Source organism: Paenibacillus sp. J23TS9 (assembly GCF_018403225.1).
In the GTDB taxonomy this organism is placed as follows: domain Bacteria; phylum Bacillota; class Bacilli; order Paenibacillales; family Paenibacillaceae; genus Paenibacillus_AQ.
On record NZ_BOSG01000001.1, the window covers coordinates 951,396 to 975,837 of the forward strand.

16 protein-coding genes are annotated in these 24,442 nt (G+C 42.7%); all 16 read left to right on the forward strand.

The features are described 5' to 3' along the window. Nucleotides 1–4 precede the first annotated feature (4 nt). Nucleotides 5–2,233 carry an ABC transporter ATP-binding protein gene (locus KJS65_RS04710; protein ID WP_213648789.1) on the forward strand — a complete coding sequence of 743 codons (2,229 nt, stop codon included), beginning with the start codon at nt 5–7 and terminating at the stop codon, nt 2,231–2,233. Between the two features lie 624 nt (nt 2,234–2,857). Continuing rightward, on the forward strand, nt 2,858–4,192 hold the full coding sequence (locus KJS65_RS04715; RefSeq protein WP_213648790.1) for an ABC transporter substrate-binding protein: 1,335 nt from the start codon (nt 2,858–2,860) through the stop codon (nt 4,190–4,192). 163 nt (nt 4,193–4,355) lie between these two features. Beyond that, nucleotides 4,356–5,057: a response regulator transcription factor gene (locus KJS65_RS04720; RefSeq protein ID WP_213648791.1), complete on the forward strand. Its 702-nt coding sequence runs from the start codon at nt 4,356–4,358 to the stop codon at nt 5,055–5,057. Beyond that, nucleotides 5,057–6,460, forward strand: coding sequence for a sensor histidine kinase (locus KJS65_RS04725; protein ID WP_213648792.1), 1,404 nt, complete (start codon nt 5,057–5,059; stop codon nt 6,458–6,460). The genes KJS65_RS04720 and KJS65_RS04725 overlap by 1 nt, the downstream gene beginning before the upstream one ends. A gap of 17 nt (nt 6,461–6,477) precedes the next feature. After that, entirely contained in the window at nt 6,478–7,242 is a 765-nt protein-coding gene (locus tag KJS65_RS04730) for a hypothetical protein (protein ID WP_213648793.1), read from the forward strand. Nucleotides 7,243–7,505: 263 nt separating this feature from the next. Beyond that, on the forward strand, nt 7,506–8,774 hold the full coding sequence (locus tag KJS65_RS04735; RefSeq protein WP_213648794.1) for an alpha-L-fucosidase: 1,269 nt from the start codon (nt 7,506–7,508) through the stop codon (nt 8,772–8,774). 202 nt (nt 8,775–8,976) lie between these two features. Continuing rightward, complete coding sequence (locus KJS65_RS04740) at nt 8,977–10,362, forward strand: ABC transporter substrate-binding protein (protein ID WP_213648795.1); 1,386 nt, start codon at nt 8,977–8,979, stop codon at nt 10,360–10,362. Between the two features lie 27 nt (nt 10,363–10,389). After that, nucleotides 10,390–11,754, forward strand: a complete 1,365-nt coding sequence (locus tag KJS65_RS04745) for an ABC transporter substrate-binding protein (RefSeq protein WP_213648796.1) — start codon at nt 10,390–10,392, stop codon at nt 11,752–11,754. Between the two features lie 228 nt (nt 11,755–11,982). After that, complete coding sequence (locus tag KJS65_RS04750; RefSeq protein ID WP_280531304.1) at nt 11,983–13,101, forward strand: ABC transporter ATP-binding protein; 1,119 nt, start codon at nt 11,983–11,985, stop codon at nt 13,099–13,101. A 13-nt stretch (nt 13,102–13,114) separates the two neighbouring features. After that, nucleotides 13,115–16,078, forward strand: a complete 2,964-nt coding sequence (locus tag KJS65_RS04755) for an extracellular solute-binding protein (protein WP_213648798.1) — start codon at nt 13,115–13,117, stop codon at nt 16,076–16,078. 29 nt (nt 16,079–16,107) lie between these two features. After that, nucleotides 16,108–17,070: a carbohydrate ABC transporter permease gene (locus KJS65_RS04760; protein ID WP_374706167.1), complete on the forward strand. Its 963-nt coding sequence runs from the start codon at nt 16,108–16,110 to the stop codon at nt 17,068–17,070. Continuing rightward, complete coding sequence (locus tag KJS65_RS04765; protein WP_213648800.1) at nt 17,070–17,984, forward strand: carbohydrate ABC transporter permease; 915 nt, start codon at nt 17,070–17,072, stop codon at nt 17,982–17,984. The genes KJS65_RS04760 and KJS65_RS04765 overlap by 1 nt, the downstream gene beginning before the upstream one ends. 24 nt (nt 17,985–18,008) lie before the next feature. Further along, on the forward strand, nt 18,009–20,120 hold the full coding sequence (locus KJS65_RS04770) for a YIP1 family protein (protein ID WP_213648801.1): 2,112 nt from the start codon (nt 18,009–18,011) through the stop codon (nt 20,118–20,120). Then, nucleotides 20,120–22,510 carry a DUF5696 domain-containing protein gene (locus KJS65_RS04775; RefSeq protein WP_213650639.1) on the forward strand — a complete coding sequence of 797 codons (2,391 nt, stop codon included), beginning with the start codon at nt 20,120–20,122 and terminating at the stop codon, nt 22,508–22,510. Before KJS65_RS04770 ends, KJS65_RS04775 begins: the two co-directional genes overlap by 1 nt. Before the next feature lies 1 nt (nt 22,511). Then, entirely contained in the window at nt 22,512–23,381 is an 870-nt protein-coding gene (locus KJS65_RS04780) for a carbohydrate ABC transporter permease (RefSeq protein ID WP_213648802.1), read from the forward strand. 16 nt (nt 23,382–23,397) lie between these two features. After that, nucleotides 23,398–24,360, forward strand: coding sequence for a carbohydrate ABC transporter permease (locus tag KJS65_RS04785; RefSeq protein ID WP_213648803.1), 963 nt, complete (start codon nt 23,398–23,400; stop codon nt 24,358–24,360). Nucleotides 24,361–24,442 lie beyond the last annotated feature (82 nt).

Here is a 24,442-nt window from a genome sequence, read left to right on the forward strand (position 1 = left end):
TGCAATGAACCTTCAATTTACGCTCTCTGAGCAAAATCTTCTAGCAGTTCAGCAAGCCCTGGGAGAGAATATTACATACTCCGTGCCTGCAGATTTATCGTTTGAAGGGCGAAGGACGGATGGTTATTTTGTCATTGGAGAAACCAAGTGGGCCCACGTTGTCCACGGAACCGTGACGGAAGTCTGCAGTATTCATGAGGCACATGATTATAAGATGGTTCCTTTAATCGGAAATGTGATCATTGAGGCAACACATCTGCATACCCAGAGGATTATCGTCCGCTGTTCGATGCAGCATGCAGCAAGGCTCTCTTATATCGCACAAATTTTGAATTATATGGCTTCGGATAGCAAGATCCGAATCTACAACAACGAGAGCGAAAGCGTATGTTCACAGTGTGGCGGTTATCTCGTGAAAGGTACCCGGTTGTGTCCGAAATGTATGAACAAGGGAGCAGCCTTCAAGAAGCTATGGGATGTATCGAAGTCACATTGGAAAATATTAATTACGGCGCTCGCCGTTCTTCTCATGATGTCGGCAGTTACGTTAACCGGTCCGTATTTCCAGAAAATACTCGTGAATGCGGCTTTGCAGCCGCCAGAGGGTATAAACCCAAGTATGCGGATATTTCTAATTGCGATCGCTGGAATCGCATTTGGATTAGTGGCAGGAGAACTGTTAGGGATATTAAGGGGTAGAATTATGGCCCGTGTCAGCTCAAGAATTGCGGCGGATCTGCGTATGCTTGTTTTTGAAAAGGTTCAAAGCTTGTCGCTTGGATTCCTAACCTCGCAGCGTGCCGGAGACATCATGAACCGAATCAATTCCGATACAGACCGCATTCGGAATTTGATTCAAGAAGTGTTTTCGATGGCTATCTATCAAGTCATTATGCTGGCCTCTGTAAGCTTCCTGCTATTTTATACGGACTGGACGCTTGCACTTATTATTATTTTGCCGGCGCCGCTCGTTGTTTACATTCAATATTTTGTCTGGAAAGCCGTGCTTCGAAAGCTCTTTCGCAAGCAGTGGCGGGTCAATGATAAAGCCAACTCATTTTTGCATGATGTGCTGAGCGGAATTCGTGTGGTTAAGGCATTCGGCAAAGAGGAGCGGGAGATCAAGCGGTTTAGAGCATATCATCGTGAATATGCGTTAGCTACGATCCGAAGTGAAAAGGTATACAGTTATCTATCGCCGATTTCTCAGTATTTGATCCAGATTGGTCAATATTTTGTATTGCTTGTTGGCTGTAACATGATTCTGGGCGGGGAGCTGTCCCTTGGTGAATTGGTCCAGTTTACTGGTTATGCAGCTATGATCTATGGTCCACTCGGGTGGTTAATGAATATGCCGAGATGGATCGCTAACGCCCTGATTTCGGTAGAGCGTGTATTCTCGGTCATTGATGAACAGCCGGAGATCTTCGACAAAGAGAAATCCATGAAGCACAAGATTGAGGGAACGATAAGTTTTAAGAATGTTACCTTTGGATACCAGTCGTATGAACCTGTACTCAAATCCGTCGATGCGGATATTAAGAAGGGCGAAATGATAGGGCTCGTGGGTCACTCAGGATCAGGGAAATCGACGTTTATCAATCTGATCTCCCGGTTCTATGACGTCAATGAAGGAACGATAAGTATTGACGGCGTGGATATTAGAGATATCAAGCAGGAGGATTTACGATCTCAAATCGGGGTTGTCCTTCAGGAGACATTTTTGTTCAGCGGAACGATCATGAATAATATCAAATATTCCAAGCCAGAGGCAACGATGGAGGAAGTCATACAGGCTGCGAAGATCGCGAACGCTCATCATTTTATTAGCCAGTTCCCAGACGGTTATGATACTAAGCTGGAGGAGAACGGAAACAATATCTCGGGTGGTGAAAGACAGCGTCTTGCCATTGCTAGAGCGGTATTGAACAATCCTAGAATTCTAATCTTGGATGAGGCAACAGCTTCGCTAGATATCGAGACAGAATCCGAGATCCAAGAAGCGCTGCAGCGTGTCACCAAGAACCGAACAACCATTGCCATTGCACATCGGCTTCCTACATTGAAGAACGCGGATCGACTGTTTGTACTGGATAAAGGAGTTATTGCAGAGGTCGGGACTCATGAAGAATTGATCCAGAAGCAAGGGATTTATTATAAGCTGGTTACTGCGCAGCGTAACATGTCTAAGACCCACACCAAACGGGTACCGGAGCCAACTTTACAGCCTTGATGCATACGGATTCTGAAAAGGCGGGGATCGAGGTGCTTGACGACAAATTTCCTGGGTATTCCCTAACCTGACCGAGATGTCGATCGAGCACCATGTTTCTACAGCGATAACGGGGAACGCATTTTTACAAAAATATATGATTAAAACCTATCCTGACCTTCGTCGGATAGGTTTTTTTATCCAAAGGGGGAGCCTTCGAGTCCGTGGGCCCCTTACAGATATAGAAAAAAGGAGTGTAAGGTTTGTGCCGTCACCTTTGCCGTAAGCGGGATGAAGCGAGCTCAGCGAACAGCAGATCCTGGCAGGAGAGAGGAAACGAGAAACTCATGACAGGATTTCAAAATAAAGTAGATATACTTAATTTACTGAAATTTATGTTCATATGGTATAACCAAGGGGAAAGGCTGCAACTCTAGAAGCTCCTTTTTCCATTCGCATATTAAAAATTCACATGAAACACACATGAAAATCACTGGATATTCACACCAGCTTATGCATTATTTGATATATTATATCTAATTCATTCATCTGACATATCCAAAGGAGGAGTGTACTACGTCACTAAAGTATATCAAATCTTCAGTATGGTTAAGTGTGAGGGCCTACAATGAGAATAGGGGGCATATGATGAAAACGTTTAGAAAGATGCGGTTTATATTACTTATTTCTACGTTCCTTGTTTCAATTTTACTCTCGGCATGCGGAAGTTCAAACAGTGATGAAGTCAAATCAGATGAGAATAGGACAGAAGAAGTATCCGATTCAGGCGAGCAAGTAACGATTAAATTTATGACACCTTGGGGTGCGGAAGAAGTCAAAAGTCGGCTTTCGGATGCACTAGAAGCGAAATACCCGAATATTAAAATTGAACATATTGGTGCATTTGCATCAGCTGAGAAAATTCAGGAAGCCAATGCTGCTAATAATTCACCAGATATTATGCTCGTAACAGACCCGTTCGTGACATTAAACGAGTTGGAAATGACTTATCCGCTTGATAGTCTGATTGCTGAAAGTAATCTGGATTTGACTAAATTCCGGGATGGTGCGATTGATGCCATTCGATTACGTGATCCGGAACAGCAGGGCCGATTGCTTGGCTTACCATTTGAAGATGTTATCGTGAATCTATTCTATAACAAAGATATTTTCGATAAAATGGGCATTGAATATCCAAGTGAAACACCAACATGGGATGAGGTTCTCGATAAGGCAGCGAAACTTGCAGGGAAGCATGGAGACAGCAAATACGTTGGCTTAGCCACACGTGGGCTATCCCAAGCAATGCTTCAATTATCCGTTCCGGGTACAAATCCGGAAACAGGAGAGATCATGTTCGAGAAAGATCCTGCTTTCGCCAAATATTTTAATTTAATCCAGCGCGTCGTTAGTATCCCGGACAATGTTCCCTCTGAATCGGAGAAAGATATTTTTGGTTTTGATAAAGGGAATGTCGCCATGATCCTGTCCTTTGTAAACAGTGCTAATTTATATGCTCATGTTGAAGGTTTGAATTTCGGTATGTCAGCGTATCCAAGCTGGAGCGAGCTTCCGGGTGTATTGCCAAACAACGTACCGCTTACACTGGCTATTAATCCGAACAGTGAACACATTAAAGAAGCATTTCAAGTGTTAGAATTCGCAGTTTCTGATGAGAACCAGAAGAATTTATCTATTGGCGGAGCTCCCCCGGTGCTTAAGAACGCTGAGATACGGCAATACATGGCGGGCGAAGATAATGTAGGCGTGTATAACATTGATGCAGCCTATAAAGGAAAAGTGGCTAAATCGGTCTATTCACCTTTCGGTCCTGACATTTTCTATTACGAAGCCAACATTATTGATGATAAGACCGCAGAGTTTATTAAATTGAACGGCAAGGAAGACGTAAACACATTTTTACGTAAAATGGTAGAAGAATATGATGCGCTATTGAAAGAGAAAGAGAGTAAGAAATAACGTCATGTATTTTCCAGAATATGATAAATAAGGAGAAGCAGGCTGTCTAATACATGCCCGCTTCTCCTTATTTGATGATTCTTATTGTTTGCGGTGAAGCGGTTAGATGATAGAATGTATGGATATTGAGTATACTAAATTATGGGAGAGGAAGAAATAAAGCATGAACATTCTAATCGTTGAGGATGATGAATCAATTTGCAATATACTACAGTCATATCTGGTGAATGAAGGTTGGACGGTATATACCTCGGAAGATGGTAATGATGCCCTGCAAAAAATTCATAACTTTAAAATTGATTTATTAATTCTGGATTTGATGATTCATGGCATACCAGGGGAAGAAGTTTGTCGGAAAGTAAGAGGGACTTCCAGCATGCCGATCATAATGATCACATCCAAAGCTCGTGAAATCGATACGATTAATGGTCTTAATTTAGGTGCGGATGACTACATTACGAAGCCTTTCCGTGTGAAAGAGGTCATCGCTCGAATTCGAGCTCTGGAGCGAAGAATGAATATGCTCTCTATAAATAGCCGAACTATGATGCGATTTAACAAAGGAAGACTTCAAATAAACTTTGAATCGAAAGAAGTATATGTAAACGGTAAACTCGTGAATTTAACGGTTACAGAGTTTAAGGTGCTAAGTGTTTTGCTCAAAAAACCAAATAAGTTATATAGCAGGCAAGATTTATCTTATGAAGTTCAAGGTTATCGAGATATCGGGGATGGGAGAACGACAGATACACATATCAAAAATATCCGCAAAAAAATTGAAGAAGATCATAAAAATCCGGTTTACATTGTAACTAAAATTGGTGCGGGATATAAATTTACATTCCATCCGGATGAAGATTACTAATGAGACTGTGGAACAGATTACGCCAGACACATTACATTCTCTTTATCACCCTTATTTTTACGTCTTTGATTTTTTTGTTATCGTCCTATTTCTTATTCCGTATTTCATTAGATCGTTCAATAGAGGAATATAAGATAAGGTTTGTAGAGGATCAAACGCAGAAAATTGCCTTTACTTTGCGAACTCATCTAGAACCGGGCAAGCTTTCGGTCGAGAAGATGGACTGGCTTAAACAGGCAGTTAATGTATATTCAATGAATGTACGATATTACGCTCCGGACCATGAAGAAGTGCTGTATGACTCAGGGCTGGAAAATCAGCAGTATGGTCGGCCCTTTAAGGCGAGTAGTCCGATCTATGTCCATGGCCAGTTAATCGGAATTCTGGATGCTACGGTTGATTTGGATAATGATTTCAATCTTCCTTCCATATCGTTTTTCTCGTTTGCTTTATTTGGAGGTAGCGGTGGTCTTGCTCTCATTTTACTAATTCTTATAGTAGCTATCTATTATCTTCTTGCCATGCGATTGTCGAAGCCTCTCCGTTTAAGCAGCCTACAGGCGAAACGAATTGCTGGGGGGCATAGAGACATTTTAATTTCGGAAACGGGAACGTTGGAGCTGAATCAGCTCATTACTTCTATGAATAAGCTTGTCGTAGATTTGAATAACCAAGAACACTGGCGGGAACAATCGATGCAAGATTTAACGCATGAACTTCGTACTCCGCTAACTTCCATGTTATCCAGAATGGAGGCGCTTATTGACGGTATTTATCCAGCGAATGAAGAGAATTTAAATCGTATTTATGCCGAGATTGATCGGCTATGCCGCCTTGTGGATGATGTAGAAAAATTGTCGGAAGCAGAGGGAGCTAAATTCCAGCTTGATACCGAAATCATTGATATACGTAATCTGGTGAAGGATGTTTACGAAAATTTAATCTTCTTAGCGAAAGCCAAAGATATCGTTTTTACTCTGCATACCATCTATACCCCTTGTCACGTGGATGTAGATACTGACCGTTTCGTCCAAATTATGACGAATATTATTTCCAATGCGATCAAGTACACGGCAATTGGTGGGAGCATCGATGTGGGTGTCACGATCGATCACAAAGAAATGGTTACGATTTATTGTAGAGATAACGGAATAGGGATATCTGAGCATGATTTGCCCCTCATTTTCAACCGGTTTTATCGGGCAGATAAAGCTCGCACTAGAGATACGGGTGGAATTGGAGTTGGATTAAGCATTGCTAAAGCACTGATTGAAGCTCTTGGGGGAACTATACAGGCGGAAAGTAAAATAGGTGAGGGTTCGATATTTCGCATTGATATTCCGTTAGTCCGATCGCCCAAAAACGAATTGCTGGTGAACTCATATTTGCCATATAAGTTATAACGGAGGTTTACTTCAAAATGAAAAAAGCATTCCGCTTGCTATTCAGAAACCCATTAATTATCATTTATCCGATTATTTTGGATGCGCTATCATTCATTATAGGGCTTATGATAGTTGGTTTTATTGGTGTGCCATCACTATCTGTACGTCTTATTTTGGAGATGGGGATTCCATCGGTCAGCTATATTAGTAATATTCCGCAGCTCATCAATCAAATGCAGTTTATGGGTGATACGGTAACCGTGAGAGCGTGGATTCCGGTTATCTTCATGCTGTTACTGATGGCTTTTGCTCAAGGAGGCTATATTGCTTCATTACGTAATATAGTGGAAGGCACTCCAATTTCAATGGGTCAATTTATGAAGGACGGAAAAAAACACTGGGTCCGCTTTATCTTCTTGTTTATGATCATTACGGCAGCAAAGACTGCAATTACAACGTTATTGGCTGCGTTCTTAGGTATTATCGGAATATTTCTTTCTCTTATTTTATTTGTAGTTCTCCGTTTCATCTTTATTTATGTAGAGTACTGTATTGTTGCCGATCAGTTGAATATTGATGCAGCATTTCGTCAGAGCAGACGTTATTTTCAAGTGTCAAGTTATAACACGTCAGGTATTATTATTGTCATGATGATAAGTTCAGGCGTAATAAGCTTGCTGCTTCACTATCTGTGGAGCCCGGCAGCAGTAATGATGGCGATACCCATTTGTGCCGTAGTCATGGGGGTTATTCAAATTGCATTCATGCAGCTGTTATTGTCAAACAAAGCGTCTACATAGAATGTACTCAAGAAGGTCACTTTGGGAGGGCTTGGATAAGCCGCTACAACAGTGGTTTCAATTCAAAAACTTGAGTTCAATTTATATTCATGAAAAAAATGAAACCCTATTACATAAACAAAATTAACCTCTTTAGACCGCAGTAAGGACATTCGTTCTTACTGCTATTTGTCGTTATGGATCATCACATGAAATACGCAACATCTTCACACTACCTTCACAACAGAATTGTTAAGATTAGAAAAAAGTTAAGGGGGCTCACTATGATAACAAATTCGATGATCAAACCGACTCTTAGGCAGTTAGAGTACCAGGGATGGGAATTTGGTCTGTTTCTGCATTTTGGCCTGCGTACATTTTATGAGGGGTATGTTGATTTTGATAAGCGTCCGATGTCACCTTCGGAATTCAATCCGGTTCAGTTAGATTGTGAGCAGTGGATTCGAACAGCGAAAGAAGCAGGAATGGAATATGCGGTGTTAACAGCCAAACATCATGATGGTTTCTCGAATTGGCCTTCGAAATATAGTTCGTTCTCTGTTGCACAATCTTCATGGAAAGATGGAAAAGGGGATGTTGTTAAGGAGTTCGTTGAGGCATGTCATAAGTATGGTGTGAAACCTGGATTATATTATTCTCCATTTGACGGATCGGCAGATTTCTATAATCAGGATGCCAAGGCTTATGATGATTATTTCGTAAATCAGATTACGGAGCTGCTTGGAGACTATGGGGACATTGATATATTGTGGTTTGACGGTTGCGGTTCTGAGGATCATGAATACGATTGGTCAAGAATTATTAGGGAAATTCGCCGAATGCAGCCGAATATATTGATTTTCAATATGGGCGATCCTAATTTCCGGTGGGTAGGTAATGAAGACGGGATTGCGCCGATTCCATGCTGGAATGTGACAGATGCAACGGAATTCTCGATTTTAACAGAGCAGAAAGAAGCTTTGGGTGAACATATATGGTTACCAGCGGAATGCGATGTACAGATGCGGGCGAACTGGTTCTACAGTGACAGTGATGAGCACACGGTCAAGAGTCTGAATCAACTGATGGGTTTGTATTATTACTCGATAGGCCGAGGGGCTAATTTGCTCTTGAATATCGGTCCCGATCGAGAGGGTCTTCTGCCTGCAAAAGACACAGCGCAGTTACAGGCAATGGGCGAAGAGATTCGCAGAAGATTTGGGAATCCTATTGCTTCAATTGAACAATGTTCACCGAATAAATCCGGATGGTCGTATGAAGCCGCGAAGCCGCATTTAATCGACCATATATTAATTCAAGAGGATTTAACGAGCGGAGAGCATGTTCGGAGTTTCCGGATAAATGTCATGACTGAAAAAACCCAACGGTCCATCACGGTGTATGAAGGCAGAAACATTGGACATAAATCCATTATTCGCATTCCTGCCATTAAAGTTCGAGGCGTTCAGTTAGAAATAACAGATTGTGAGGGTGTGCCTTCAATCCGTCAGCTTGCGCTCTATCATGTGGGGGAGGCCTATGATTCCGAATAGATCGTCAAACCAATCCTCTGAGGGCAAGAATAATTCAATTGCAGGAGGGAGCTGGAACATTCTTATCTTGCTGCATCTTAGCGTTGGTACGGTCACACGAGAACAGCCGGAGCATCAACCTGTAGGTTAGAGCCCCCCATTCATCGGGGGGAGATTTCTTTGGGATTATGTAGTTCATATATGTGAGGGGGAATTGATTGTGATGAAAAACCGAAAAATGTGGAATGTACTCATGGTGCTGTGTCTTATGTTTACCATCATTGTAACCGCTTGCAGCAGCTCGGATAATACGGCTAATGAACAGGGAAGCCAGCCTGAAGCCACGGATACCAATAATACGGATACCAATAAGGAGGAAGAAAAGGAAGAGGAACCGAAAGAGCCTGTCAAACAATTTAGCGATGAGCCCGTAACGCTGAAAATAGCGACGCCGTGGGGAATTGACTATTTCACCCCGAGAATGATTGAGCCGATTCAAGAGCAATTCCCTCATGTGACCGTGGAGCATGTTGACTGGAATGGAACCTCTGAGAATATGCAGGAATTAAGTGCGCAAGGGATTGTTCCTGATATTATATTGGGCTACACCGGTCAAGCTCCATTTGAAGAGCTGGAGATGGTGTTTGGCCTGGATGACATGATTGCTGAATACGGTATTGATTTAAGTGGAGTCAATCCACAATTACTTCAAGAATTACGTTCAAGGGATAAGGAAGGACGCCTGATTGGGCTTCCGGATGCTGGAGATGTTCTCGCACTGTACTATAACAAAGAAATATTTGACCTGTTAGGTGCTGAATATCCGACTGGTAATATGACTTGGGATGAACTTATGGAACTGGCTAAGAAGCTGACCGTCAAGAAGGATGGTGTTCAATATAGTGGCCTTGATTTAGGGGCCATGCCAACGGCGTTATTCAATCAATTATCAATAAACTATACAGACCCGGAAACGGGTGAAGTATTGTTCGATAAAGATCCGAAGTTCGCGAAAATGATGGAAGTTCTCAAAAAGTATTTCAGTATACCAAATATCTATAATCCAAAGGAACAGGGTAAGTTTGAAGGTAAAACAGCCGCAATGGTCGTTAACTGGCATGGCTTCTTAACTTGGTTTGGCGGAACTCCAGAAGAGAGAGTTGAATATGAGAAAAGTATGGATTTGGTTCCCGTTCCGTCGTTTGCAGATATGCCGGGTATCGCTCCAAAACCAGGCGCTCATCCATGGGTCATCAATAATTTCAGTGAACATAAAGAAGCGGCGCTGCAAGTATTATCTTACCTGATCTCACCGGATTATCAATTACAGTATCGGATGAGAATGGGGACGCCTTCCGTATCCTTGAGCCAAGAGGACGGGAAATTGTTCGGTGCAGATGATCCAACGTATACAGGCAAAAATGTCAGCGCAATGTTCCAAAATACATTTGCTGAACCACCTGCACGTAAAAGCCCATGGGATAGGCACGTTGCTATCAATGAAGCAATAACCAAGTTTGCAACTACCGATTTGAACATAGCAGAATTCACACGTGTACTGAAGGAAGAGTCGGAAATTAAGATCAAGGAAGAACAATCCAAGAAATAAACCTGGATCTATTAGGGGGAGCGTTATATGAAGCTAAACCGCACATTAGTCCTTCTTTTCGTGTTTGTTTTGTCCATATCGATGTTGTTATCAGGGTGCAGTACAGAAGATGGTGACAAGCAAGGTGACACAACAGAATCGGTGTCCGTAGATACTACACCCACGGATGCAAAAACAGAAGAACAGGCCGCATCGACAGATGAAGTTACCATCAAGATTCTGTATCCATGGGGACAAGATGCGTTCGATAAACTTTTTAAGGATATTGATGAGAAGCTTCCTAATATTAAGATTGAATTAGTCGACTCTCAAGCCCAATTAGAGCCATTACAAGAGCTGAACGCGAAACAGATCGTTCCGGACATCATCTATGCCAACTGGGGAATTGACGCGTTGAAAGAGCTGGATATGATTGAACCGCTTGATGAGTTGATTGAATCCCATCAATTTGATCTTAGTGGTATAGACCCTTCCATTATAGCTTATTGGCGTTTAGTTGATTCTGAGGGCAGATTGCTAGGTATGCCTACAGCTAGTGACAATTATACGATGTATTACAACAAAGAGGTGTTCGATCTGTTTGGAGTGCCTTATCCTGCAAAAGATCTAACATGGGATGCCATGGTTGATCTTGCGAAGAAGCTGACTGGAGAAAGGGACGGCATCCAATATCATGGGCTGGAGATGGGTCCTGGGTTTGCAGGTACGGAAGCCTTGGTGCCTCTAAAACAATTGAATGTGAACCTGACAGATCCAGAGACCGGTGAGGTATTGATTACGAAGGAACCGGCAGTTACGAAATACCTGGAACTGATGAAGAAATTCTACAGCATCCCTGGTATTTACAGTAGTGATCCGGAAGTCAGAAAAGATTACTCTTTTCAAAATAAAAACGTCGCAATGATCGTATCTTGGCCCGGTTACATTAAATGGGGCATTGGAGATCCGGAAATTGCTAAGAACGTTCAATCCGTACCTGTACCGGTATGGCCGGAATTACCGAATGTTGCACCGGCTTCATTCTCACATCCATTCATTATTAATAAATACAGTGAGCATAAAGATGCAGCATTTGAAGTTCTTACCGAATATGTGTCTCCCGAGCACCAGACCAAGTTAGCCAGAATAGGGGACCGCCCAGTCCTAACCGATCCGAAAGTGTATGAAGAGTTTGGCGCAGAACTCGAAGTATATGAGGGCAAGGATATTAGTGCATTCTTCTCTCGTAAGCCGGTTATTCCAACAACGATCAGCAAATGGGATCAATATGTGGATCTTTCAGGAAGCCTTCTGAAGTTCTCCGAATCAGACATGAACATTCCAGAATTTCTAAGAGTATTGAAGGAAGAGTCTGAGGCGAAAATCAAAGATGCCATGGCTAAGGGACAGTAAATGTCCCGTAATACAAAATATAACTAATGGAGTGTAAAGAACAATGAGCAGGCTTGTCTATCAAAGACAGGCTTGCTCTAATGTGGCCCCCCTTTGTCGAATGGTGGGGGATAAGACAATATTCACACGGAACACACATCATCCTCACACTACCCCCACAAAAATTTTGTTAAGATTCAAATCAAGGTAATGGTTGGAAAAGGTGTGATCAGCAAAGGAGGCATTCCAGTGTCGAGAATCATATTTAATCATGTTCACAAACGTTACGGAAAATATAAAGAATACGCGGTGAAAGACTTCAACCTTGAAGTTGAGGATGAAGAATTTCTTGTGTTTGTAGGTTCTTCAGGATGTGGGAAGTCGACAACATTACGAATGCTCGCAGGATTAGAAGATATTTCAGAAGGCGAAATATACATTGGCGATACCATTGTGAATGATATGCCGCCCAAAGACCGTGATATATCGATGGTATTCCAAAACTATGCGCTATACCCGAACATGTCTGTCTACGATAATATTGCTTTTGGTTTGCAAATGAGAAAGCTCCCGAAACATGAAATTGAGACATCGGTTAAACGGGCTGCCCGTGTGCTGGAAATCGAGAATTTTTTGGACCGTAAACCAAGAGAATTATCTGGTGGCCAGCGTCAACGGGTTGCACTAGGTCGGGCAATCGTTCGTACCCCACAGGCTTTTCTTATGGATGAACCTCTCTCTAACCTGGATGCTAAACTACGTGTACAAATGCGTTCGGAAATTATTCGGCTCCATAAAAAAATCGGCGTCACGACGATTTATGTTACCCATGATCAGATTGAAGCAATGACGATGGGTGATCGTATTGTGGTCATGGAGAAGGGGATTGTTCAACAGGTAGATACGCCAGAAGTCATTTATAATGAGCCTGCCAATCTGTTCGTAGCTAACTTTATCGGGAATCCGCCGATGAATTTTGTGACCGGTAAAATCGAAGAACGAGATGGTTTCCTTGAATTCCATACGAAGCGTTTTGGACTCCGCCTCACAGAGAAGCAAGCTCACACGATTAGACAGATGAATCTTATAGACCGGGGAATCATTATTGGAATGCGCCCGGAAAACATCAGCTTTGAGGAAATTATGTTGGAAACGTATCCACAATCAATCATTAACGGAACGATGGAATTAAGTGAATTTGTTGGATCTGACCGTTACTATCATATGAATATAGGACTCGAGAAGTATCTAGTAGCCCGTGCTCATCCACGCTATCACTTTGACGATGGAATGAGAACCGCTGTAGCAGTAGATATGAACAAAGCATTATTTTTCCATAAAGATACTGGGATTCTATTAACAAAGTGATGGAGGGATACGAATGGTAAAGAGAAATATTAAATTTCTTAACCGATTATTGCTCGTTATCTTATCCGTAGCCCTGATAGGCAATCCGGTGTCGCCAGGTAACGCTCAAGGTGATTCCAAGACTTCAGAAACGAGTAGTCAGGATTCACTTACTCAGGATTTTTCGAGTCATGAACCGTATTTTTATACGATCTCGAAAGAATGGGAACAGAAGAAGCTTAAAGCGGGGTCAGAGGGAATTGAGATTGACGCTAAATCGTATCATGCGAAATCGGATGATGCTGTCGTCTCTGTCGGCTCCTATGAAGGGAAGAATGATGTTCTTCTATGGTCTCAACCTAAAGGCTGGGTAGAGTACAAAGTAAATGTAGATCAGGAAGGCATTTATGAACTGGCTACGGATTATCATCCGTTTCTCTCAAAAGATGGAACCGGACGCCAGTCGGTGATCATGAGTGTCCAGATCAACGGAGAATATCCGTTTCGTGAGGCACACTCGGTTTCTCTGGAACGGCGATTTTCTGAAGTGAGACCTGAAAAATATGATGATGAAGGTAATCAACTTCGCTCTTTGATTGACGAAGAGGTGGGCTGGAAAACGACCTCCTTTCGGGATTCTGAAGGGTTCTACAGTAAACCGTTACAATGGCATTTGAACAAAGGCGAAAACACGATTCGTATTGAAACGATTCGTCAATCGGTTGCGCTAAAATCATTTCGTCTAGAGGCACCTGAAGCGATCGCTAATTATGAAGACGTGAAAAAATCGTATCCAACGACAGCCGAGAGTGGTAGCAAGGAAGCCATTGTCATCGAGGGCGAACAGTTTAGTCTTAAAAACTCATCTTCCATTCAAACACAGTATGATCGAAGTCCTTTATCTCAGCCTAAATCATTAAATCTAGTTCGATTTAATACGATCGGCGGTAACGGCTGGAGCAAAGGCGGTCAAGCGGTGACTTGGGATTTTGAAGTTCCGGAAGATGGCCTTTACAATCTGACATTCCGTGTAAAACAAAACTTACGTAAAAACGCTACGGTATTCCGAAATATTTATATCGACGGTGAAATTCCTTTTAACGAAATGAAAAACGTTCCGTTTCCTTATCATAGCGATTGGAAAAAGGTATCGCTTGCGGACACGGATGGGGAATTATTTGATTTCTATTTCACCAAAGGAAAGCATTCGATCAAGATGGAAGCAACGATAGAGCCATATATTTCCGTTATTGCTGACATCGATCAAATGTCGAAAGAGCTTCGGGATGTTTCCAGAGAGCTGCGTATTGCAACAGGGAATAGCAGTGATGCGTATCGCGTATGGAATATAGAAAAAGACATTCCGGGCATGACCAAGAGACTTGAAGCATTAAAGGATAAGTACAACTCACTAACAGATGAAATGCTTGCAATCAACAAGGTAAGAGACAATGTGTCACAGTCCTTTAAATCCAGTGCGCGAGATTTACAAGATTTATTGAAAGATCCGAATGAAATTCCTTATAGCCAGTTAACCATCGGAACGATGCAAGAGAAGATTGAAGCACAGCGCGTGGATTTGATGAATACCCCGCTGCAAATTGATCGAATTTATGCAGCTGTCCCCGGTACAAAACTGCCTAAAATAGAGGCAAACTTCTTCGAGAAATTATGGAACTCGATCGTTACATTATTCTACTCCTTTACAAGCAAAAACCAGCTTGATCGGAACGCAGAAGATGAACTGAATATCTGGATGTTCAAAGGTCGCGATTATGTAGATGAACTGCAGCAGCTTGCCGATGAGCGATTTACGCCAGAACATGGCATTAAGGTAAATATCAATTTGGTCCAATCAGCGGATTTAGTGGTTCTCGGTAAAGCTGCCGGGATATTGCCTGATGTAGCAATTGGGCTGCCGAGTGCATCGATTTTTGATTATGCACTTCGTAATGCCATTTATGACTTTACGAAGTTTCCTGATTCGAAGGAACAGTTAGAACAATTTCATCCAGGGATTATGCAGCCTTACCGCTATGACGGCGGTGTGTATGGTATTCCGGAGACGAATAACTTTAACATTATGTTTTATCGCAAGGATATTATGAACCAGCTTGGCCTGTCGATCCCGGATACTTGGGATGATGTATACAAGATTCTGCCGACGTTATTGCAGAATGAAAGTAACTTCTACATCCCGCCGGATAACTTCTCTTATTTGTTCTTCCAAAATAATGTGCAGTTGTATTCGGAGGACGGACTATCAAGCGCATTAAATGAACCGAAAGCTTTTGAAGCGTTCAAAGAGTGGACGGATATGTTCAATGTGTACGGTATGGAACGACAAGTCAACAGTTTCTATCAACAGTTTAGAGACGGAACAATGCCTATCGGGATTTCAGATTTCAATACATATATGCAGCTACTTGTCGCAGCACCTGAAATCATGAATGAATGGGCAATCGCTCCTATCCCTGGAACGAAGCAACCAGACGGTACGGTTGCAAGATGGGCTGCAGGCGGAGCACCGACAGCGAACGTCCTCTTTAATGATACGCCGAAAGAGAAACGCGAATTAGCTTGGGATTTCCTTAAATGGTATATGTCCGAAGATATTCAAACCGAATTTGGACTTAATCTGGAGCAATATCGCGGTGAAACATTCCGCTGGAATTCGGCTAATGTTCAGGCTTTTGCCAATATGCCTTGGAAGCAGGACGATCTCAGCGTTATTTTGGAGCAATGGCAGTGGATGCAAGAATGGCCGAACGTTCCGGGAGGATATATGACGACGCGTGAACTCGGTTTTGCTTGGAATAATGCAGCAATTGATCAAGTTAATCCAAGGATTGCCCTCGAGAAGGCGGTTAAAGAGATTAATCGAGAGATGAAGCGTAAACAGCAAGAATTTAATTATATCGATGAGAACGGGAACGTGCTGAAGAAGATGAATCTCATCCGAATTACCGAACCCTGGAAAGGAGCGATTCTAAAATGACAGATAATGTGCCAGCTCTTTCTGAAAAGATGAGCGGAGCTCCGGCCAGGCCAGTGAATAGGAAGCCAGGCATTTCGGAACGGATGAATTTTTTGCTGAAAGAAATGTGGAAGTACCGCTTATCTTACTTATTTATTTTACCGTTTATGGCCATGTTCATCGTATTCATCCTGATTCCTGTTGTGTCAGGTGTTTTGCTAAGCTTCACCTACTTCAATGCCTTTGATTTTCCATCTTGGCGGGGCTGGCTTAACTACCAGAACCTATTCTCTCAGGACATTATTTTCCTGCAGCATGTATTGCCTAACTCATTTAAATTTGCCGTGTTCGTAGGGCCGGTCGGTTATATTCTTGCCTTTTTATTAGCCTGGCTGATCGCACAGCTGCCGAATACAATGCGTACCTGGTATGCACTTGCCATGTATGCACCCTCGTTATCGGCAGGTATTGCGATGACAGTCGTATGGACCGTCATGTTTACCGGGGACCGGTCGGGTTATATCAACAGCTTTTTACTCAAATGGGGAATTATTGAGAAGCCGGTTTTATTCTTATTAGATAAAGATTTCTTGCTCAATATTATGATTATCGTCTCGATTTGGTCTTCCATGGGTATCGGATTCTTGGCCATCTTGGCCGGTATTCTTAATGTGGATCGACAATTATATGAGGCAGGTAGAATTGACGGTATTTCGAGCCGTCTCCAGGAAGTGTGGTACATCACCATCCCAATGATGAAGCCGCAGATGATGTTCGCAGCCATTATGGCGATTGTTCATACGATTAAATCCGGTGGTATTGGGGTTCAATTGTCGGGTACGAATCCAACCCCGAATTATGCGGGGCAATTATTAATTGACCATATCAATGACTATGGATTCATTCGATTTGAGCTTGGCTATGCCAGTGCGATTTCTATCGTCGTTCTTCTGATGTGTTATGCGTTAAGTAAATTTTTCGGTTATTTATTCGCACCGAAGGAGGATGAATAATGCAAGAGGCACGGATGACTGCCATGCAGCGGAAATTAAAGATAAAATGGAGCGATTTTGTATTGGCTCTGAAATTGATCGATCGAGCACAAATATGGATTGCCATCTGTCTCTTACCGCTTGCTATTTTCATGCTCCTTCCGCTCGTTTATTTGTTCAACCATGCATTTAAACCATTGCATGAGTTATTCAAGTTTCCGCCGACATTCATTGTTAGGGAGCCGACAACGGGGAATTTCTCGGAACTGTTTGCTATGACCGAAAGCACCATTGTACCGGTATCCAGATATGTATTTAACAGTGTTGTGGTTACTCTTTTGTCAAGCGTTGCAATGGTTATCACAGGAGCGATGTGTGCCTATCCTTTATCCAAGCATCCGTTCCCAGGTTCGAAGCTTGTTCTTGGTTTAATTATGCTGTCGTTGCTATTCGCAACAGAAGCTATTGCAATTCCGCGTTTTATCGTCATTCAAAGCTTAGGGATCATGAACACTTATCTGGGTCATGTACTGCCCCTTGTTGCGATGCCAGTGGGAGTATTCCTATTAAAGCAGTTTATGGACCAAGTGCCGAATGAGCTGCTTGAAGCGGCGAAGATCGATGGTGCGAAAGAATTCAAAATTTTCCTGCGTATCGTTATGCCCATCGTTACTCCTGCCATCGCAACGATTTCGATCCTTGCCTTCCAATCGGCATGGGGAAACATAGAGACTTCAACGTTGTTCATGCAGGAAGATTCCATGAAGACCCTCCCGTTTTACATGAGCACATTAACAGCTGGTCTAAGTAACTCGGTAGCTAGACAGGGAGCTGCGGCTGCTGGAGCATTAATTATGTTTTTACCGTCATTGCTAATCTTTTTGATCTTCCAGAGAAAAGTGATCACGACAATGGCGCATTCGGGGATCAAATAAGCAGAGGAATGGGGGAGGTGTACCATGCACAACAATCAAAGCAAATCGAAATATGTGCTTTGGCTAGTCTGTTTGATTGCATTGACTGGATTCCCGATGAAAGCGAGCGCTGATGTTCCTTATCGCACCTTCACAGAAGATAGTTATGAACGTACGATTATGACTCAATCTGCTTATTCTCCGGCCGGCGTATTAGCGCAGGAAATTCCAGTAGTCAACGAGAAGGGCGAAGTAGAGTATACATCGCTGCAAAGACCTCAAGATCTATTCATAGCAGACAATGATGATATTTATATTGCGGATACTGATAATAATCGGATTGTGCACATGAATGAAGAAGGAGAGGTCGTTCGTTTAATCACCCTGCCAGAAAGTCCGCTAAATCAACCACAGGGTGTGTTTGTTGCTGACAATGGCGATATTTACATTGCGGATACAGGGAATAAGCGGGTTGTTCACCTAGATAAGAATGAGAAATTATTACATGAAATTGGCCGTCCTGAATCCCGATTTATTAATGAATCCTTCGTATATGAACCGACGAATATGGTTATCGATAAACGAGGTTTTATATATGTCGTATCGAAAGGAAGTTATCACGGGATCATCCAATTTACGCCTGAGGGGAAATTCGATCAATTTTTCGGAACGAACAAAACTGAAGTCACGCTGATGGACATCATCCGTAGACAGTTTTATTCGAAGGAGCAATTGAGCCGGCAAGTTCGATTGCTGCCTGTAACGATCCGAAATATCGATATCGATGATCAAGGATTTATTTATACAGTGTCCGGGTCCAAGACAGAGCAGGTCAAGAAATTAAACATTCGTGGCGAGAACATATGGAAGGATATGGAGTTTAATAAAGGGTTATTCTCTTTATCGGCCGTAGAACCTGATGAATTGGTTGAGAAGCAACTTACCGATGTTTCATTAGATCAGAATGGTAATGTAACGATTATCGATAAATCAAGGAACATTGTCTCTCAATATGATGCGAACGGAGCGATGTTGTTTTATTGGTCGGGTCGTTCTGCCCTGGGTAATTCACTGGTTGGTTTAACATCGGCACCTGTTGCAGTGGAAACCGATTCGAAAAAACGCCTTTATATTTTAGATGAAGCCCTTAACCTCATTCAAGTATATAAACCGACAGAGTTTGGGGCAACGGTACATGAAGCTTACAGGTTAATGCAGGAAGGGAAGTATGCAGAAGGAGAGCAATATTGGAACAAAGTTCTGAAGTTGAATGCCCACTTCTCTCCAGCCTACAAAGGAATCGCGGAAGCCGCATTTTCCCGTGGTGAGTATGAGCGCGCTAGAGACTTGTTCAAGCTTGCGGGAGATGGAGAGGGATACTCGGATTCATTCTGGCAAATTCGCTTGCAGTGGTTCCAGAGAAATTTCTCGACCTTGGCGAATGCTGCTATTATAGCTGCCTTCTTACTATGGGCTCTTATCAAGCTAAAGAGCAAATTCAATTTTCGCATGATACCGAAATCGAATAAGTTAAACGGTCAAACCTGGTTCAAGCAGTTAAAGCATGTATTCTACATTCTGAAACATCCCATTGATGGATTTGGTGATTTGAGATATTTAAAAATGGGTGGCTACATCAGTGCATTCGTTATCCTTCTATTCACTATAGTCATGCTGCTGGTGAAATCATTCTATACGAGCTTTACATTTAATCCGGTTCCGGTCTATGCAAAAGGTTCAACCTACATGCTCACGGTCTTCTTGGCCGTATGGTTCTCGTGGGTGATATGCAACTATTTGGTAGGTTCGATCAAGCAAGGTGAAGCACGATTTAAAGATGTGTTCGTGGGAAGTTGTTATTCATTGTTCCCGGTCGTGTTGCTCGGCACCCCGCTTGCTCTTATATCGAACATCTTTACACTAAGCGAAGCATCCATTTACAACTCTATTGAGGTAGGTATGCTTTTGTGGAGCGGGCTATTATTCTTCTGGAACATTCAAGCGCTGCAAAACTATGGAGTTGGAGAAACGGTATTGAACATTACACTTACGGTCATCACGATGACCATCATGTGGGTCCTTGTATTTATCTTAATCGGACTCACATCCGAATTTGTTAACTTTGTTTACACGATCTATCAGGAGGTGTCGATGTGATGCGCTTATTACGCTCCAAAAAACTATTAATGGCAGCTGCAATCTGCGTCATATCCGCGTCGACGCTCAGCAGTTTCATCCTGGCAAAATCCACTTCAACGGATAAGAAGCAGACCACAGCTCAAACTACAACACAAACGGAGCCAAAGACGGCACCTCAGACGAATACAACAAAGGCAGTAACCCCAGCGAAATCAAATGGGAAATTGCCGGATGAAACCCAGTTCCAAATGATAGCGGAAAATGAAAAATTATTGCTCAAAGCGGATAAGGCCTCCGGTCATTTTACCGTAACAAGTAAAACAACTGGAGAAGTATGGCGCTCCTTTCCTAATCCGAAGGATTGGCAGGATAAGCTCAATACAGATGCATGGAAGATGCATCTTGCCTCACCCTTTATGTTCCGTTATGTAGAGTTTAATCTGCGTAAAGATTTGCTGAAAGAGACTAATTTTTATGCACAAAAAGGGGGAATAAGCCAGTTCGAAGTAACGGATCAGGGATTTAAGGTTATTTATGACATGCCGGATCTTGGTTTCACTATTCCTGTAGAAGTAAAGCTCGGGGAAGATTTCGTTGAAACCAAAGTATTAGCTGAAGGCCTGGTAGATGAGAAAGTCATTCCGAAGGAGGAGCCGGCGGCAGCTACGGTTGATAAGGATGGCAAAGAAGTCAAGAAACCGAAGGCTAAGAAAGATCCTATGGCTCGCCTGGCATCCATTCGGTTGTTCCCTTTCCTGGGTGCTCAAACTTCGAATGATGAAGATGGATTTCTGTACATCCCAGACGGTCCTGGTGCGTTAATTGATTTCAGGGAACGTCGTGCGGGCACACAGAACCTCTATACGGAACGTGTTTACGGTGACGATTGGGCATACAGTAACCGCAATACCCTCTCTGACCGTAATCCGATTACCATGCCGGTATTCGGCATTAAATCGAATAAGCAAGCAATTCTAGGAGTCATAACGGAAGGTGAAGAGTATGCAAATGTGGTAGCGGCACCTTCAGGGTCATTCAGTCAATTCAATTGGGTTGCACCGGAGTATCAATACCGGTTCAAGTTCTTCCAACCGACAGATACGAAGAAGCAGAACGGTTACTTGACGTATAGCAAGGAAATAACGAAGTCGGATCATGCGACCCGTTATTATATGATCGAGGAGATAAACGAGGAAATTAGCTATGTTACTTTAGCTGAACGCTATCGGGAATTGTTGATGAAGGAGTCCGGGATGAAACCCTTAGAAGATGAGCAAGCGAAGCTGCGGCTTCAGCTGCACTTACTCGGCGGCGACACGGAAGACGGTTTTTTGTGGGATTCCTATCTACCGTTAACAACGACGAAAGAGGCGGAAGATATTGTCCAAGAGTTGTCTGCACTTGGAGTAGATAAGATGGATATCACTTATCTCGGATGGCAAAACGATGGATACAGCAAGTTTGGCGGCGACTTCCCCGTTCCAAACAAACTTGGCGGTAATGAGGGGATGAAGAAATTTACGGATTTCGCTCATTCGAAGGGCTACACGGTTTATCTTGATGCCTCTTCCTATACGTATAACAGAGGCGGCAAAGACGGGTTTCGAAAGAATAGAGATGGTCTGCGTGACTTAGCTTCTTCGGTCGTTGAATTGATGAATTGGGATAGCAGACGGAAGACCTTTGTCAGTCCAAAATTTATGAAAGGTGTTATTGAAGGAGATCTCCAGGAAGCGAAATCGTTAGGCATCGATGGTTATCTTTACGGGCAAGGAATCGGGACGTTCCTGAATACGGACTTTAATGAGAACTATCCAACAACGAGAGAACAATCGAAGGAAATTCAGAAGCAATTATTCGAAAAGACAAAAGAAACATTCGGCAGTGTAAATGGGGAACGGAGTAACGCATACACCTTGCCGTATATCAGTCATATGGACAATATGGCATCCAACTTCTCGTATGATCTATTTGTCGATCGTGTGGTGCCCTTTGCCCAAATTGCTCTCCATGGTCTGACAACATACTCATTCGAGTATGCGAACTTGAGCGACGACTACGCGAACAATTTCTTAAAGGGAATTGAATACGGCGCGGTACCGTCATTTGTCGTGACGAATGCCTCATCGCAGGAGCTGCTTAAATCACTTTCTCTGCATGAATTCTACAGTACAAACTACAAAGACTGGCTTGATGAGATCGTGTCCCAGTATCAAAAATACGAAGAGGCGCTTGGGGATGTGCAGAACGAGTTCATTACAGGGCATCGTGAAATCGTAAACGGCGTATTCGAAACCACGTACAGTAACGGGAAACAAGTCATCGTGAACTACAACGATAAAGACGTTCACGTGGACAATGCTGTGGTGAAGGCTAAAGATTATATCGTAAGCAAAGGAGGTGCGTAATATGACCCCAAAGCGAATACTTTCTGCTAAGCGATCTCGAAAGCTGGAAGGGTCGTTATTTATTGCACCATGGTTGATCGGGTTTATCGCTTTTTTAGGATTTCCACTCGTCTTCTCACTCTTTATGAGCTTCCACACAGTAAAAATATTGCCGAAAAAAATTGTGTACGACTTTGTTGGAGTTAAATATTACCGTGAGATCTTGTTTAACAGCTCAGATCTTTACGATAAGTTAATTCCATATTTTCAAGAAGTCGTCATCATGATCCCGGTGATCGTCATATTCGCCTTTATGATCTCTATCATGCTTAACCAAAAGCTACCCGGTCGATTTTTATTTCGCGCGATCTTCTTCTTACCGGTTATCTTCTCTACAGGTGCTGTACTGATGTCCTTTATTAATCAAGGGGAGGGTAACCTAGGTTTCCTTGAACGATTTAATATTGGCGGTTACATGGATATGTTCCTTGGAGATAGTTCATGGGCGAAACCTGTAAAAACCGTATTAAATCAATTTGTCCTTGTCTTATGGTATTCTGGGGTTCAAATTCTGCTCTTTATTGCAGGACTTCAGACCATTTCAACGTCTGCGTATGAATCAGCTCGAATCGATGGTGCTACACCATGGGAAGTGTTTTGGAAGATCACACTTCCAGCGATGTCGCCGTTCATCCTGCTGAATTTGATTTATACCGTTGTAGATATGTTTACGTTCCCGTCCAATCCTGTAATCAGTTTGATTAATACGGGGAACTACGGATTTAATAGTGCGCTGGCATGGATCTACTTCGCTATTATTCTTGTATTCTTGGGAATTGTCATTCTCATCTATAGTAGAATTAACCGGAAAAATGCCGGAGTAAATCGTTAGAGGAAGGGGGCAGAACATGAAGGTTGACGTAGCAACGCGGGTGAAACAGAAGTTTTCGACAAAACGTGGATTACGACAAGTGAAGTATACCATTCTAGGACGAGAGATGAATCAAGGGCTGATATTTAAACTCATCTTGTACGGAATATTCATCGTAACCTCCTATGTTTATTTGAATCCGATTTTAAAAATGCTGGTGAAGATGGTCATGAGTGCCAAGGACTTAATTGATCCAACCGTGACATGGATTCCGTCTTCCGTTTATTTGGGCCATGTGGTCGAAGCATGGAAGCTGCTGGATTATCCGAAGTCACTCTCCATTAGTGTACTGATTGCGATTTCAACTGCCGTGCTGCATTGTATCTCGTGTGGGCTGGCGGGCTATGCCCTGGCAAGGTTGGATGTCCCATTCAAGAAGACGATTCTTTTCCTTGTTTTCTTGGCATTCATTATTCCGCCTCAAGTTGTTATTTTGCCTACGATTTTGATGTATACGAAGCTGGGGTTGAATGGTCATTTATTAACATTAATTTTGCCTTCTATTTTTGGATTCGGCGTCAAGGGCGCACTTTTTGTTATCATCTTCCGCCAGTTCTTCTCTACGCAGCCTAAAGCATTGGAAGAAGCAGCACGAATCGATGGTGCTAGTGCTTTGAGGTTTTATATACGCGTTATGTTTCCATTGGCAAGACCCGCCATTCTGGTCGTCCTGTTGTTCTCGTTCGTCTGGACTTGGAATGATACGTACTACCCTAGGATGTTCCTGGGTTCAAGCGGCGATATGCCGTTAGCACTGAAAATGTCGTTTATCGATAGTCAATTGACGACGTTTATTAAAAATGGAGGGTTGCCGGAATATTTAGCTGAGCCAATAAAAATGGGTGCAAGCTTCCTGGTTATTTTGCCTCCGCTTATTCTTTACCTTGTTGCCCAGCGTTACTTTGTTGAGAGTGTTGAACGTACAGGTTTAGTTGAATAGATTTTTGAGATGAATACGGCTGAATATCTACGAAAGTTGGAAGCCTCGATCACTGCATATCTACTTTGATTAGAACCTGAGG